At 56.4% G+C, this 15,756-nt stretch carries 13 protein-coding genes and 1 pseudogene; 3 read left to right on the forward strand and 11 right to left on the reverse strand.

The genetic code is table 11. The features are described 5' to 3' along the window. Positions 1-456: 456 nt before the first annotated feature. The 7 genes from deoD to IRT44_RS15215 all read right to left on the reverse strand — a co-directional run bounded on the left by deoD (position 457) and on the right by IRT44_RS15215 (position 6,578). On the reverse strand, positions 457-1,164 hold the full coding sequence (gene deoD / locus IRT44_RS15185) for a purine-nucleoside phosphorylase (RefSeq protein WP_171564848.1): 708 nt from the start codon (positions 1,162-1,164) through the stop codon (positions 457-459). Between the two features lie 150 nt (positions 1,165-1,314). Further along, positions 1,315-2,076, reverse strand: coding sequence for a glycosyltransferase family 2 protein (locus IRT44_RS15190; RefSeq protein WP_171564847.1), 762 nt, complete (start codon positions 2,074-2,076; stop codon positions 1,315-1,317). A gap of 52 nt (positions 2,077-2,128) precedes the next feature. Continuing rightward, positions 2,129-2,998, reverse strand: a complete 870-nt coding sequence (locus IRT44_RS15195; RefSeq protein ID WP_230076925.1) for a glycosyltransferase family 2 protein — start codon at positions 2,996-2,998, stop codon at positions 2,129-2,131. Between the two features lie 227 nt (positions 2,999-3,225). Beyond that, entirely contained in the window at positions 3,226-4,455 is a 1,230-nt protein-coding gene (locus tag IRT44_RS15200; RefSeq protein ID WP_230076926.1) for a D-alanyl-D-alanine carboxypeptidase family protein, read from the reverse strand. A 52-nt stretch (positions 4,456-4,507) separates the two neighbouring features. Next, a complete protein-coding gene (locus tag IRT44_RS15205) occupies positions 4,508-5,323 on the reverse strand; it encodes a GTP pyrophosphokinase (protein ID WP_171564844.1) in 816 nt (271 codons plus the stop codon). Between the two features lie 590 nt (positions 5,324-5,913). Further along, the gene (locus tag IRT44_RS15210; RefSeq protein WP_171564843.1) at positions 5,914-6,186 is read right to left on the reverse strand and encodes a hypothetical protein; all 273 of its coding nucleotides are present in this window, start codon (positions 6,184-6,186) and stop codon (positions 5,914-5,916) included. A gap of 188 nt (positions 6,187-6,374) precedes the next feature. After that, positions 6,375-6,578, reverse strand: a complete 204-nt coding sequence (locus tag IRT44_RS15215) for an alpha/beta-type small acid-soluble spore protein (RefSeq protein WP_304414317.1) — start codon at positions 6,576-6,578, stop codon at positions 6,375-6,377. Between the two features lie 244 nt (positions 6,579-6,822). On the opposite strand from IRT44_RS15215, the gene IRT44_RS15220 reads away from it, so the two are divergent. Further along, positions 6,823-7,701, forward strand: coding sequence for a 5'-3' exonuclease (locus tag IRT44_RS15220; protein ID WP_171564841.1), 879 nt, complete (start codon positions 6,823-6,825; stop codon positions 7,699-7,701). A gap of 148 nt (positions 7,702-7,849) precedes the next feature. On the opposite strand, the gene IRT44_RS15225 is transcribed toward IRT44_RS15220, so the two are convergent. Continuing rightward, positions 7,850-9,574 (reverse strand): hypothetical protein, encoded by a 1,725-nt coding sequence (locus IRT44_RS15225; protein ID WP_171564840.1) that lies wholly within the window; start codon positions 9,572-9,574, stop codon positions 7,850-7,852. A 19-nt stretch (positions 9,575-9,593) separates the two neighbouring features. Then, positions 9,594-10,895 (reverse strand): AAA family ATPase, encoded by a 1,302-nt coding sequence (locus IRT44_RS15230; protein ID WP_171565018.1) that lies wholly within the window; start codon positions 10,893-10,895, stop codon positions 9,594-9,596. Positions 10,896-11,141: 246 nt separating this feature from the next. Here IRT44_RS15230 and IRT44_RS15235 point away from each other — a divergent pair, with 246 nt between their 5' ends. Together IRT44_RS15235 and IRT44_RS15240 are read left to right on the forward strand one after the other, a co-directional pair. Further along, the gene (locus tag IRT44_RS15235) at positions 11,142-11,288 is read left to right on the forward strand and encodes a hypothetical protein (protein ID WP_171564839.1); all 147 of its coding nucleotides are present in this window, start codon (positions 11,142-11,144) and stop codon (positions 11,286-11,288) included. Positions 11,289-11,386: 98 nt separating this feature from the next. After that, positions 11,387-12,784 (forward strand): hypothetical protein, encoded by a 1,398-nt coding sequence (locus IRT44_RS15240; protein WP_230076927.1) that lies wholly within the window; start codon positions 11,387-11,389, stop codon positions 12,782-12,784. 96 nt (positions 12,785-12,880) lie between these two features. Here IRT44_RS15240 and IRT44_RS15245 read toward each other — a convergent pair. Then, a pseudogene (locus IRT44_RS15245) lies at positions 12,881-14,952 on the reverse strand (thioredoxin domain-containing protein). A 131-nt stretch (positions 14,953-15,083) separates the two neighbouring features. Beyond that, positions 15,084-15,752: a DUF2306 domain-containing protein gene (locus IRT44_RS15250; protein WP_230076928.1), complete on the reverse strand. Its 669-nt coding sequence runs from the start codon at positions 15,750-15,752 to the stop codon at positions 15,084-15,086. Positions 15,753-15,756: the final 4 nt, after the last annotated feature.

A 15,756-nucleotide genomic window follows, 5' to 3' on the forward strand; every position in this document is an offset into this window, starting at 1 on the left:
AGTTCTTTGATGGAATATCATATAAAATATCCGACAACCATTGTGATGGTCGCATGTCTGTGTCTGATACCTTACTGATCGCATGTTTCCAATCAAGGACTTGTCATCGAGCTCTTGTCATGAGGATTGTCTGGTAAACGTCATCGGATGCTCATCGGATGATTATTATTGGATAATCATTGTTCGTGTCACTATTAGCGTTATTGCTTTGGAGTTTGCGACGCTGTCTGTATCATGGGATGCCTGCTGAGAACCGCCAGTACATGGCGATTCTTGAATGTTTATCAGTTTACATAATATATATTATCGGACTCAAAAGGAAATCGATCCGCTTCGCAATATCTTTCCGCTATAAATCGCTGTAAATACATAAGAAGCTTTAGGAATCCGCAGAAAAAAGAATCCGCAGACATATTTGCCTGCGGACAAAAGTTCTTCCTCGATTGTGGCCGCGTGTTACTTCAGCAGCGCTGCATCCAGTGCCACTTCGATCATCGCGTTGAACGTGGTCTGACGTTCTTCAGCTGAGGTGGCTTCGCCGGTGAAAATATGATCGCTGACGGTCAGGATGGACAAGGCGTTGCGCTTAAATTTGGCGGCCAGTGTGTAGAGGGCGGCCGTCTCCATTTCCACAGCCAGTACCTGATAGCTGGCCAGTTTTTTGTACAGGTCCAGGCTTTCCTGATAGAACGTGTCGCTGGTGAACACATTGCCCACCTTCACAGACAGATTCCGGTCTTTGGCGGCCTGGTATGCCTTGTGCAGCAGATCAAAATTGGCCGTTGGCGCAAAATCAACCTGCTGGAAGCGCAGCCGGTTTGCCTGCGAATCGGTGGACGCCGCCATGGCGATGATCACGTCGCGCACCTTGATGTCTTCCTGGATGGCACCGCAGGTCCCGACGCGGATCAGGTTTTGCACGCCGTATTCCTCCATCAGCTCATGGATGTAAATGGAGATGGATGGCACGCCCATGCCTGTCCCCTGTACGGACACCCGCTTTCCTTTATATGTACCGGTAAAGCCCAGCATGCCACGAACGTTGTTGTAGCACACTGCATCTTCGAGAAACGTTTCTGCGATGTATTTGGCCCGCAGCGGATCGCCTGGCAACAGAATCGTATCCGCAATCTCATTGGCCTTTGCTCCGATATGGATGCTCATAAATCATCTGCCCCTTTTCTACTCCAGATTGTCCTACGAAGTAATCGTACTACAAACGACCCAAATCGCAAAGTATATCCGTTTACAGAATGAACCACCGCCGCCACCCCGATGAGGTGACAACGGTGGTACTGGCACATGGACAGTTTTTTATGTCTCAAACGGCAGTATGACATGCCGATCGCTGATGATCCGCGCCTTCTCCACGTGCGAAAACACGTCCCGCTGCCGAAACGGGTCTTCTAAACCCATCCGGTCAGAGTTCTTCACGTGTTGCACGTACTGTATCGCTTCCAGGTGATCGCCCAGGAGCAGCTCCTGAATTTTGGGTGAAAGTTTTCGGCGAAACACGTTCACACTCTCTGCCTGGACGACGACCATCCCGTTGGCAATCGCCATCGCCAGCGCTTTTGGCGGAACCATCAGACTGTCGAAACCAAGTGCGGCAGCAGCGCTTCGCTTCATCGCATGCGGTGCCGCGCTCAGTGACGAATAGCGCAGGTCGGGGCGGGACAGCATCCGGTTGAGATAATATGTCGCCATCGCGACGGCGTCCAGTTTGGCTGGCTGACGGTAAAACGGATTGGCGTTGTTCAGCGCGATGTCCGCCCCCCGATAGCAGGCGTTTGCAAATGACTGCAGCGACGCTGCGGGCACGACGTAGCTGCCATCAAGAAACAGCAAGACCTCCCCGCTGGCTTCCCCAGCGCCGATGGCCCTCCCCACGTCGCGTCCCAACTCGAACGGATAAACCACACAGGTGACCGGGTGACTCCAGACCATGTCCACCGTACGGTCGCGGCAGCCGTTGACAATCACAATGATTTCCTTGGGCCGCAGCTTTTCCACCTGCCGCAGCACCGCTCCAATCGTCTTTTCTCCATTGCTGACCGGGATAATTACCGAGAGCATCCGGCTGTTTCTTGCCAGCTGTTGGGGCGTTAGCTGCTGCCCGGATGATGGTTTAGCGCGGACGACGCGTTTTGGGCCCGGTTTTGCGCCGAGTCTTTTGTTTGGCTTTTCGAACGACACGCCAATCCCCCCCTGTCGTCCCTCTCATCATCTGACTGTATACGGTCCGCAGGTGCAACTGCGGAGGGACTAACAGCAGATCCCGATGACGTTCGTGATCGTAAAATCCTGCCCGCTCTCCCCTTTCTCGCAGACAGGTGGCGATGGCATCCGCGTGATCGCTCAATTCAAGATCAACAGCTCTATCGTTTCGCCCGGCGCGTGAATTGTTCAGCCGCGCCGTATTGATCGGGCAGACTCTGGTAATCGCCAGACCTTGCAGTGCGGCTTTGACCAGCGCCCTGGGCGGGACAGCCAAATCCTCGAAGCCGATCCGTTCGGCCGCCTGCCGGCTCATGGCGTGCGGAACGGTGGTCAGGGAGCTGCCGGCCAGATCAGGCCGCCCCACGATGTGATTCAACAGCCGTCTGACCTGGGTGACTGTTCCGTTATACCGACAGCCGGTGGAAGCGTTGAGCACCACATCCCATCCCTTTTTCACTTCGTCCACGTACTGACGAAGTTTGGAAGCCGGCACCAGACAGTCCGCATCGATGAACAACATGATGTCGCCTCTGGCAAAAAAAGCTCCTATGGCACGACCAACATCCTGACCGAGAGTGGGAACCGCTTCGATAACCTTGGCTCCTTGTTCCAGCGCCCGTTTGGGTGTGTGATCCGTCATGCCGCTGCATACGACGATCACTTCCGTTGAAGGGGACACACGCCGTGCCTCTTGGATGACCCGGACGATTCGCTGGGCCTCGTTTTGGACGGAAATAATCACGGACACTTCAGGTGCAGGACATGTCGTGCTGTCCATTGCGTTTCCCCCTTCGCAGGAATATCGGGTCTCATCCTACGATACGCCGGGAGGAGGCTAATGGACACGGCTGCTGTCACAGCCGTCCCTGAGCAGAATTAAAGGGCCGCATGTGCACCACCGATCCGCTCTGTCCCAACTCATGATCCCACATGCTCAGTGTTTGTTGGAAAGCGGTATTCCATACGAAAGAAGGACGCCCGGTTGGGGACGTCCATCCTCAGGAATCAGGACCAATGCGCACGGCGTGGCAGATGCCGCAGTCTCTCCCAACGGCGGCGGCGAGATCGCGCAACCGTCAGGACAAACAAAAACAGGTTTAACATCAGCCAGGCAAAGAAAATCGCGTATCGCGGCCATGCGGAATCCGCTTCCTTCTCCTTGGGTGCGGCATCCGCAATCGCGGCGGCGCGAGGGGGATCTTTCCGCAGTAACGGCAGCGTCTGCGTCATCTCCCCTGCCCTGACCAGCAGCTGGCCGTCGGCAGTCAGCTCCGTTTGCGGCTCCGTCCCTTTGGGGACTGTGGCGTACAGATCAGTCTCTGCCTGATAGGTGACCGCAGGTGCAGCATCGTTGGCCGCCGCTTCCTGACCAAATGTTTGGCCGGCAGTGGCCACCTGTCTGGTCTCATAGTGGGCAAACCCATAGTCCAGCATGGCGGTCACGTCCTTGTAGGCGTATGCGCTGGACCCTGCTTTCATCGTGACCGCGATCAGTTCTGTTTCGCCGCGCTTGGCCGAACCCACCAGCGTGTGCATCGCCTGGTCGGTAAAACCGTTCTTGATCCCGGTCGCCCCTTCGTAATTGCGGAGCAGCTTGTTGTGATTAATCAGCTCCGTCTGCCATTCGCGACCGTTCCACGGCAGGCGGACAGTGGCCACGATCTCGCGGAAGGTCGGGTTTTTCATCGCATATTGGGCGATTTTGGCCATGTCTGCCGCAGTCGTATAGTGATTGGGATCATGCAAGCCGTGTGCGTTTGCAAAATGGGTCTCAGTGACACCCGCTTTTTCCTGCAAGTATGTGTTCAGCAGATCGGCGAAATGCTCGACGCTGCCGCCCAAATGCTCCGCGATCGCAGTCGCCGCGTCGTTGCCGGAATTCATCAGCAGCCCGTACTCCAGCTTGCGTAAGGTGACCTGCTCCCCTTCGCCCAGGTACACGCGTGTGCCTTCTTCGTAGCGCGCTCTTTTGGAGACGGTTACAATATCATCCGGATTGCCGTTTTCAATCGAGTAAATCCCGGTGGCGATTTTGGTAATGCTCGCCGGATACAGGCGAAGATGCGGATTTTTTTCAAACAAAATCTGACCCGTTGCCGCGTCAATCAGTATGGCAGATTCCCCGTAAATGCCGCTGGGTGTCAGATTGTCTTCCCCACGGGCGGATGCGGGCTGCACGTTGAAGCTGCACAAAACGCAGGCTGCAACGAGCAGGTACGTAAGCAGTAGACGCATGGTTGTCGGTTCCTTTCTTTGTACTTGCGGGCATCAGCACGTCCGTGCTCGGCTAGCCCAGTCGCTTGCCCAGCAGATCGTGAATCATTTTAAATTTCGGATTGTCTTGAAAAGCCTGTTCAAAACCGCTTACGTGTTCGCGGTACAACGCTGCCGCTGATTCAAAATCCTGCTTCACGTACAGCGAGAAGATTTCTTCCAGTTTTTCCTCAAGCGACGTGTTCACTTCCGGCGGCGTCAAAATCTCCTGGCGCAAGCTGTTCATCAAGACGTCCAACTGGTGCGTGATCACGGACGCCTCGTGGAGCTGCTGCATCACGTTTTCCGGGATGTTCCCGGCGTATTTGTAACGCAGCTCGTGTTCGTTCGTCGCCCAAAAATTCATGCCCAACGTACGAATTTGAATTTCGCAGAACAGCGTGATTTTTTCACTTCCGTGGTACACTGTGTAGGAAACGATCATGTGGATGCTGCGGTATCCGGAATCCTTGGGCGTTGCGATGTAGTCCTTGATGTCGTGGACTTCGATGTCCTCCCGCTCCTGCAACAGCTGCTGGACTTCACGCACGTCATCAATGTACCGGCAGACGATGCGCAGTCCGGCGATATCCGTAATCTCCCTGGCCACTCGCTCCTGCCAGGTGTCCTGCTGAAAATCGATCCCTCTTTCCTGCGCTTTCTTGATCAGGCTGTCAACCTTTTTCACCCGCCCGACGACGAACTCGATGGGTGAATAACGGCCTCTTTTCAAAAAACCGTACTTGATGCCCTTCAATTTCAGCTTGAGTTCATCGACAGCCTGTTCGTACGGGGCCAGAAAATGAACAAGGTTGTTCAGCACCTTGTTGGGTACGTGTGTAGTGCTCATGCAAATTCACCTCCATGTCACTCCCAGAGGAAAGGCGAGTCTCCACAGCGGCTGCGGGTTCATATACGTGTTGTGAGATCAGCATGCCGCAGTGCAGATGGATGGGGACCTGTGAAAAAAACGGTGCTCCCCATGCGGTCGATTATTCGGCCGCGTCTGAGCCTGTCCGCAAACAATTTGCGGCTTTCCCGTGACGACGCGCTGACAGCTAAACGGCATCGTCATACGGCCTTGGGGCAGGCATGAGATACGTATCGGAAAAATACGGCATCTAAAGCGGAAGTGTGCCGCGTTTATCTCTGTCTGGTCGGCATCGATTCGTTCCGTGTTGTGCCGCATCTGGTTCATCTGTGTGCTGACAGTCAGCTTGTCGGCGGCATTCGTGTTGGGGGCGATGATCAGGCTGGCGAAATGCTGCTTGTCCACCGACAGCACCAGGTACGCGCCCGGCTTTCGCATTTAAGGGAATGGAAATCCAATGACCAGGTATATGGGCGAGCAATCAAAATGACGCATTCCCTTCCATTTTCCAGTATACCAAAAGAATACGGGAAAGGAAAAAGAAAAAGAAGGCTAACCATCCAGCCTTCCTATTGTTCCTGCTCCGCCTGTCTTTTGTTGTAATCGGCCATCATCTCCATGATGGATGTCATGTTCGTCAGCATCTCGCTTGCCCGTTTTGTCTTCTGCGAGATGGAGGTAAAGTCAATCTTCCCTTTTTTTCGGTCCTTCCAGCGCCTGAACAGCTCCCCTGCCTTTTCAGGATTGGAGCGGATACTGGAGATGCGAGCAGCGTCCTGCATCAGCCACGCCTTGAAATCGGGATTGTCCCGCAGCAGGCGTTTTACTTCTTTCTTTTTCATTCCCGGACGTCACTCCTTTCCGTCAGCCATGGTTAGTTTGCCTGTTCCCTACACCATATGACTAGTCCCGGAATATGATTGTGTGTTTACACCGGGAGAAAAAGAAAGGGCGTGTGCACCACGCACACGCAAAGAAAAGGCCCCTGTCCGGGGCCTCGTTCATCCAGTTATTTGCTTTTTGTCAGATGTTAGCTGCGACCAGCCAGTTGTTGTTCAGCAAAGCTTACCAGACGCTTGGTGATTTCGCCACCTACAGAACCGTTTTGACGGGAGGTGGTGTCAGGGCCAAGAACTACGCCGAATTCAGCAGCGATTTCATACTTCAGTTGGTCAAGCGCTGCGTTTGCTTGAGGAACTACCAGGTTGTTGGATCCACCAGTGTTGTTTGCCACGTGTGATTCCTCCTTCATAACAAGTTTTCTCCCGGGACGGGGTTGAACCGCCAGCGAAGCCGCTTCTCTCCGATGAGACCGAGAGGCGGTGGAGTGAGAGCAACTCTGGCTCTCTCGTGTTACTATCATCCCTCCGTTGAACGCATCCATGCAGTGTTCGTCGATGTAAAATCTGTCAAGGTTGATCGTACGCTTTGTGTTATAATGGGGCGAGACAGTTGGACACGAGAGGAGTCGCGTTTTTGTGAACCACCCCGAAAAAGTTCTGCTCATTGACGGTATGAGTTTTTTGTTTCGTGCGTTTTACGCCTCCGCCTGGGCGGGCGGGTATCGGCAGACCTCACAAGGCGTTTATACAAACGCTGTCTACGGGTTTACGAAAATGATGCTGGACTACATCGATCTGGTGCGCCCCACCCACGTCGCCGTCGGCTGGGATGTGGCTGCGCGGGACACCCTGATTCGCTGTCAGTGGTACGAGGGATACAAGTCCAACCGGGTGGCACCGCCTGAAGAACTGGTCCCCCAGTTTGATCTGGTCAAGGAGGTGACGGATGCATTTTCCGTCCCCAACCTGGGCATCCCGGGATATGAAGGAGACGACATTCTCGGCACTGTCAGCACGCGGCTTCAGGCCGAGGGGCATCAGGTGGTCATCGCGACCGGTGACTATGACAGCCTGCAGCTGTTGTCCGAGCAGGTCAGCGTGAAAATCCTGAAAAATGGCGGCAAGCACGAACACTACACACCCGCCAGCCTGCTGGCCGTCCGCGGGATCAATCCGGAACAGGTCGTCGACGTAAAGGCATTGATGGGCGACGCCTCCGACTGCATTCCCGGCTGCCCGGGGATCGGCGAGAAGACGGCAGTCAAGCTGATTGCCGCCCACGGCTCGCTGGACGGACTGTACGCCAATCTGGATGCATGCACGCCCAAAATGCGCGCCAAACTGGAAGAACACCGCGAACAGGTGTATCTGAGCAAAAAGCTGGCGACGATTTTCCGCGATGCGCCGATCGATTTTTCACTCGAAGCGGCAAAATGGGAGTACGATCGGGAACGCGTTCAAGAAAAGTTTGCCGAACTTGAGTTTGGCCGCACCTTGGTCAGCAGGGTAAGCTGAGTCACGACAGCGCCGTCTGCCATGATGTTGCGGCGACGATAGAGCGAAAACACGCTCGAGTCGTCGCACCGCCAACGTGCACGCGAAAAATCCCGGCCCTTTTGAATAAGGGTCCGGGATTTTTTCAATTAACATGCGCGGCGGTTGTTCACGATTTGTATCGTTCCTCAAATACATCGAGAAGCAAACGGGTGTTCTCTTCTTCCTGGCAGTCCCATGTCGCGGCAAAGCGGACCCGGTGGGAGACCCCCAGGATGTCGTACTTCTGGACCAGGTGTTGACGGGGCGAGCCTACGATGAGACTGTGCAGCCGCACTTGTTTGCGCTTGGCCAGATCGGCCAGCATCTCGCGCACGTACAGGGAAAGGCCGCCCACCCCATCCGTCACCATGACGAAATCAGCCCCGCGAAACTGCTGGTTCTCCTCCACGATTTGAATCGCCCGCTTCATGGGCGCATCAAAGTGCGTTCCGCCCCCGAAAGCCATTTGCGCCAGCGCGTAAAACGCGGGCCAGTCCGGCCGCCGATGGTACAGAGCCTGTTCGCGAAGTTCTCCTTTTGCGCCAAACAGCAGCAGCAAAAAGTCTCGTTTTTCCAGGAGGCTGAGCGCGGCAAACGTCATGACAAACAGCTGGGCCAGGCGCAGTTTGCTCCCCCGCATCGAATGGGAAGTGTCCAGCATGCAGATCACGGGACCTTTGGGCGGCTCCTCCAGCCATCCGACAGTGTCGTACGTCATCAGCTTCTGCTCTACCCACTTGAGCAGAAAATACGTCTCGTAATCCGCATCGGCCAAAAGGCCGGCTTCGCTTGGCAGCATGTGCGCGATGTCGCCCGACTGCCTCAGATCGTAGTATTCTTCCGGCAGCCGCCGCGAGCGCATCTGCTTCCTTTTTATCCGGACGTGATGGACGTTGCGCCCCACCTCGTTAAGGAAATCAACCAGGTCCGGATGCCGTTTCAACTTTTCCAGCCACTTCATATATTGTTCAAAGCTCTGGCGCCGGAGCTTGCCCAACTCATGCCCCCAGCGGCGGTTGGCAAAGCGCTGGCTGGCCGTAAGCAGCTCATGGACGAACAACGATTCGTCCGATTCCTGCGACAGCGTCTCTTTCAGGGAACGGTCCAGCCACTGCCCCAGCTCCTGTTCCAACTGGGCCACGGCCTCCCGTTCCTGCCTGGACAGCCGCTCTCGCTGTTTTTCCCGCTGGCCCAGCTCGTCCTCCAGCTTTTTGACTTTTTGCTGCAGCTTGGGGCGCTTGGTCACATTCACCCGCATCTCTTCCCGCAGTTCCTGAATGCGCGCTTTCAGGGAGCGGATCTCCGCTTCCACCAGCGGCCGGGTGTCCATCGCCTGCTGTTTGTCCTCTACCATGCGCTTGCCCTGCTGCAGCGTGTAGCCGACAAGCTGAAGCTTGGCAACCTGTTTTTCCGTCAGCAGCTCGGACAATTGGGCCTGTTCTCTGCCCTCGTGTCCCTGCTTTTGCTTAAGTCCGGCGACCAAGGGCGTCAGCTGCTGTTCCCGCTCCCGGCGTTTTACTTCTTCCGCGTATGACGCCGTCAGCCACATGAGCGCCTTGATGGCCGTCTTGAAGGCGGCGCTCTCATTGCCTGCCGTCCGCGGGTGGATCATCCGGTAAAAATACTGTTTCATCAGCGTCTGCACCATCCAGCGGTGAAACGGCGGTGCGTTTTGCGTCTGGTCAAGTTCGGGTTGGACAAGATAAAACGCCAGGAAAAAATCGGCCAACAGTTCGCGGTCGAACCACGGCGCCCGCGCTTTGGCTTCTTCCATCCATTCGCGCGCTGTGCGCGACGAGTACTGGTACGCATCAAACAAGTAGCGGTCGACCCGACTGGCACGAATGATCATGCGATTGCATCCTGCCTTCCTACAACGTGTAATCGTATTCGGTGCCGGGAAGTTCCCGGTCAAATACCGTACGGTAGATGCCCTGCAGCATTTGCAGGATTCGCTCACCTTCAATGCGCAGATGGGCGTATTTGACTGTGTATTTTTCCGGATTGGGCAGCAGTCGGTTTTTCTCCCGCACGAACGCGGTCAGATCCTGCTCCCGCTGCTGCCACTGAAGCAGGCGGTTGCGCAGGTCGCGGCCGGTCTCTTCCAGCTCCAACCGGCATTCGTCGAGGAGCGAACGGTAGCGCTCGGCGGCCTCTTTTCCCAGTTTGGCCCCGATCTCTTTCTTAAACTGAAACGCATGCAGATCGGCTTCTTTTTCCATCCACTTTTCAGCGGTCTGCTTTGAACGGCGAAGCGGCAAGTCGTGCTCCATGTCTGCTTTCAACTGTTCGGTGAAGCGCTGGTCAAACAGTTCCTGCAATACAGGCAAATCTTCCGGCACGTCCCAGAGCATGTGCGGGGTAAACACCGTATCCCAGATCGAGACACTTTCACGGCCGTGAAGGGCGGCCGATGTTTTCCAGACGTGGGCAATCTTGCTCCATCGCCGGTCAGAGAGGACGAACTCCTTTGCTTCCATATCCTGCTTCAAGCGGTAGAGGAAATAGATCAGCGATTCCGGGATGCTGACCCGGGACGCTTCGCGCTGGATGTCCTTCACGTCATGGAGGGAAAAGACAACCGGCAGCGGTTCGCTCGGCAGTGAAAACATTTTTTCGTAGCTGGAGGCCTGCTGCAGGTAGCCCACCTCGTAGCGGATGAGAAAGCGGTCGTACAGCGCGGTCAACTGTTCATCCTCGTCCGGCAGCTCGTTGGACGCAGCGATTAAAAACAGCAGCGGCACCGCCTCTTTTTCCCTCCCGTTGAAATAGACGCGCTCGTTTAGGATGGAGAGCAGGGAGTTGAGGATCGCACTGTTGGCTTTAAAGATTTCGTCAAGAAAGGCAAATTGGGCAGACGGCAGGTAGCCTGCTGTCTTGCGCACGTACTGGTCCTGTTTTAACTGCTGCAGCGACACGGGGCCGAAAATTTCGTCGGGCGTGGTGAACCGCGTCAGCAGGTATTCAAACCAGTGTTCGGAGCCGAACAGTTGAGCGACGGCCCGGGCCATCTGCGATTTGGCCGTACCCGGCGGCCCGATCAGCAGGGCGTTCTCTCCGCTCATGATGCCCAACAGCAGCAGACGGATCAGCTCGCTTCGTTCGAGAAAACGGCGCTCCAGTAGTTCGACTGCTTGTTCCAATTTGTGTGTCAATGGGATTGACTTGTTCATCATCGCTGGCGCAATCGTGCTGTCACGGCAGACGTGCTGCGCCGTTCCCCCTCCTCGTGCAAGATGTGATTGGTATCGGTTGGCACTCTCTACCTGTAGTGTATACATCCTGATCGGACCACACAAGCCAATGCACGAACGCGGGGTACGGCGGCTGGCATGAACGCGGCGGCACGCGCGTATGATGGAAGGTGTGTGTTGGAAACAATATCCAACAAGAGCAAAACATGCAAAAGGAGGATCGTCATGCCCCAGCTTCACCTGTCTGATGAAGAATACAATCATCTGATGGAACGGATTTTTAAAATCCTGAGCCGAACAGAAGAGCTGGACCACGTCACCCATCACTGGATGTGGGAAGTGTGGCGCGTGCTCTACTATAGTAAACTGTAAAAAATTGTAAGATAGAATCCGCTATCACCCATGTCTGTACCTCCGCATAGTGTGTGAACAAGAGAGGTTTGCCCGACACACGAGAAGGAGGGATGGGCATGGGTGTTGAACTGTCCTGGCTCCACGGGGTGTACGTCCTGTTCGTAATCGGCATTATCGCCACCATGGTGCACCGCCGCGATACCAGTCTCATCTGCATCGCCGGGATCGCCGCGCTCGGCCTGACGGCTACCGGTTCAATATCGGCGGCGGTGGGTGGCGTGTTCGGCAGCTTCATATACGCGATAACGGAACTGCTGCCGACGATTCTGGTCATCTGCATCATCGTAGCGATGAGCCGCGTGCTGACCGAGACGGGCATCAACGAAACGATGATCCGGCCGCTGGCCTCGCTGGTGCGGACGCCGGCGCTGGCATACTGGGTGATTGGCATTGTCATGATGATCATGTCCTGGTTCTTCTGGCCTTCGCCAGCTGTGGCGCTGATCGGCGCGGTGATGCTGCCTGTCGCTCTCCGTGTGGGGCTGCCCGCTGTCGGCGCAGCCGTCGCGATGAACCTGTTTGGTCACGGCATCGCCCTGTCCGGTGACTTTATCATCCAGGGTGCACCCACGCTCACCGCAAAGGCGGCCGGCCTTCCCGTCGCCGAAGTGATGACCGCCAGCGTGCCGCTGGTCATCGTGATGGGGACGGTTACCACTCTGACCGCGTTTTGGTACCTGAATAAAGACATGAAAAGCGGAGCACTTCGCGTCGATCCGGAAGCATCAGCCATACTCTCCGCGCCTCGCGACACCGCACCTGTCCGGCTTTCGCCCGTGCTGCGCAGCGGGCTGGCGACGCTGGTTCCCCTGTTGTTTCTATTGGATGTCGTGGCCATGTTCGCGCTGGATCTGAGAGGAGGCGACGCCACCGCATTGGTCGGCGGCACCGCGCTGTTGATCCTGTTAATGGTCACCGTGCTGGCCCACAGACAGGCTGGTCTGGAACAGGTAACCGCTCACCTGATCCAAGGATTCCAATTCGGATTTCGCGTATTTGGTCCCGTCATCCCCATCGCTGCGTTTTTCTACATGGGTGACAGCGGCTTCGTCAGCGTGTTTGGCGAGATGCTGCCGAACGGTTCCCATGGGATCGTCAACGATCTGGGCGTCGCTCTCGCCCACACCATCCCGATTGGCAAGGAGGTGGCCGCTCTCGCCCTGACGACGATCGGCGTCATCACAGGATTGGATGGCTCAGGGTTCTCCGGGATCACGCTGGCCGGTTCCCTTGCCCAACTGTTTGCGACCGCACTGGGAAGCGGAGAAGCGACGCTGACAGCACTCGGGCAAATCGCCGCCATCTGGGTGGGCGGCGGCACGATTATCCCGTGGGCGCTGCTTCCGGCTGCCGCCATCTGCGGAGTCGATCCGTTCGAATTGGCGCGGCGCAATCTCTACCCGGTCGTGATCGGCCTGCTGGTGACCACGCTGGTGGCCATGTTTCTGATTTGAATAGGAGAAAAAAGAAGCCTCAGCCAGTCGGCGAGGCTTCTTTATATGGTAATATGTGGTAGACGTCGATTCTTCTTCGTTTTCAGGAATGGTCCCTCACGCGCGCGTCTGCTCCAGCTCTGCTTGGAACTGTTCCCGATCGGTAATCGGCGCGCGGCAGGCGAAGTTTTCGCAGATGTAGGCCGTCACTTCGCCTCCCTGCATCACTTTGTCCCGGACCACTTCAGCCATGCTGCCCAGCTCTTCGGTCGGATCGTGCAGCACAGTCACTGTGAACGGGGCGTAACCGCTGCGCGTCTCCTGGAGAAACGCCTGCGTTCGCTCATCGTCTCTTGGGCCCGCGATAACCACCTGCCGCACCGGATGCAGGAGCAGCTGCATCGCCAAGAGGGAAAAGCTGTACCCGATGGGTACTGATTGATGCTCCCCGCAAATGACGTCAACAGGTGCTCCGCCTTGTCGCGCAAATCGCTTCGTCCCGTCAGGTAGAACAGCCGCAGGAAGGTGTAGGCGGCGACGCCGTTGCCGGAAGGAGTCGCGCCATCGTATATTTCTTTGGGTCGGGCGATGAGCTGTTCGCCGTCACTGCCGTAGAAGAACAGTCCGCCGTTTTCTTCATCCCAGAACAGGCGGAGCAGATCATCGGCCAGCTCCAGCGCCCGCTTGAGGTGCTGCGGCTCCTGTCCGGCCTCATACAATTCCGTAAGCCCCCAGATGAGAAAAGCGTAGTCGTCCACGTAGCCGAGATACGCCGCTTCTCCGTCGCGGTAGCGAGCCAGCAGACGGCCGTTGGCGTCGCGCAGTTTGCTCTCGATAAACTCACATGCCCGCTCCGCCGCCTCCAGATATGCGGGCTCTTCCAGCACCAGCCCCCCTTTGGCCAGCGCCGCGATCATCAAGCCGTTCCAGGACGTCAGAATCTTGTCGTCCTTTCCCGGATGAGTCCGCTGTTTCCGTCGGGCAAACAGCTTCTGGCGCGCTTCTTCCAATCGCTGCGTCAATTCCTCAACAGTCATTCCCCGGCGGCGGGCGAACGCATCCAGATCGGTCCCGATCAGATTGGGGATGCTGCGTCCTTCAAAATTGCCGTGTTCCGTGATGTCATACGTCTCGCAGTATAGCTGCCCCAGTTCATCACCCAGCACATCGCGCACTTCCCACGGCGTCCAGATGTAGAATTTGCCTTCTTCTCCTTCCGAATCGGCGTCTTCCGCCGAATAAAAGCCTCCGTCCGGGTCGGTCATGTCGCGCAGGACGTAGGTGAAAATGTCGCGGGCGACGCGGGCGTAGTCGCGTTTGCCGGTGGCCTGGTACGCCTCCAGATACGCGTAGGCCAAAAGCGCGTTGTCGTAGAGCATCTTTTCAAAGTGCGGCACCAGCCACTTTTGATCTACGGAGTAGCGGGCGAATCCGAATCCCACGTGGTCGTAAATGCCGCCGCGGTGCATGTGCTCCAAGGTGGTTTCCGCCATCTGCAGCGCCTCCGTCTCACCCGCCGCCTTGGCGTGGCGCAGCAGGAAAATGAGGTTGTGCGGCGTGGGAAACTTGGGCGCTTCGCCAAAGCCCCCGTAGATGTCGTCAAACTGCTGTTTGTACAGCTCCAACGCTTTCCCAAACGTCTCCCGGCTCAGCGTCCCCGGAGCGGTCCGGGCCATCTGCGGCGCCAGTGTGTTGTAAATGTGGTCCACACTGCGGTCGATCCGTCCCCGGTCATTCTCCCAGACCTCGGAAAGCTGCCGCAGAATGTCCATCACGCCCGGCCGTCCCCACTTGGCCGACTTGGGAAAATACGTCCCGGCAAAAAACGGCTTTTTCTCCGGCGTCATCACAATGGTCAGCGGCCATCCGCCCTGTCCGGTCATCGCCTGGCAGACCGTCATGTAGATGTGGTCAACATCCGGCCGCTCTTCCCGATCCACTTTGATGGCGACAAACTTTTCGTTCAGCAGCGCGGCCACTTCTTCGTCTTCAAACGATTCGCGTTCCATCACGTGACACCAGTGACAGGTGGAGTAGCCGATGCTGAGGAAGATGGGTTTGTCTTCCTGTTTGGCTTTGGTGAACGCTTCTTCTCCCCACGGATACCAATCAACGGGGTTGTAGGCATGCTGAAGCAAATACGGTGATTTTTCTTTGGCCAATTGATTGGGTTTGCGGTGCGTTGTCATGGGGAACAACCCCTTTCCTACTGGATTTTATTGTATATGACACATAGCATACCCTGCATGAACAAAAAACACGACTGCCCCATTTCCATCCAATCCTTGTTTTTCGTACAGGAAAATCGGAGTGCCGCATGTCAGTCGGCAAGCGGAAAGCGCGCTTGGGCTCCGCTTTTGCGCCGCCTGCGGATCAGCCATTCGGCAGCGATCAGGTTGGGGACCCAGCACAACCAGGCGTCAATCCGGTAGATGCGGTTAAAGTCACCCAACAGCAAGTCGGATTGTGAGAGGCTTTCAACCGGGATGGTCAGCATCCCCAGCAAACCGAGCCAGAACCGCAGCGTGACGCCTGCAAACGTCAGCGCGTAGCTGCGCAGCATCCATTCCCGATGCTGCTCGACCTGCTTTTGACGAATCCGTTTGTACCCGAGATAGGTGGCCGCCAGCCAGACCACGTCCAACGCCAGGAATCCCGCTTGACTCATCACCCCTCCGAGTGCCTCAAAGGCCAGGTAGATGCCGGAGACCCCTCCAACCCCGATCGACAATACATACAGTTTGCCCAACTGGCGATGCAGGCGCAGGTGTTTTGTCTGAAGCCGCGTGCTGAACAACAACGGCCCGACGGCCAGAGCGATCGCCGATCCGACGGCATGCAGATACAGGAAATTGACCCACTGTGTATAAGGAAACTCTTTATCCAACAAATGCAGCTGTACCAGCCCGGCGCTTTTCGGGTTGAACACGACAAACTGCACAATCGCATACGCGGAAACGACCAAAGCCAGTACAGACGCGACTCGCATCCTT

The organism is Brevibacillus sedimenti (assembly GCF_020923495.1).
Classification (GTDB): Bacteria; Bacillota; Bacilli; order Brevibacillales; family Brevibacillaceae; genus Brevibacillus; species Brevibacillus aydinogluensis.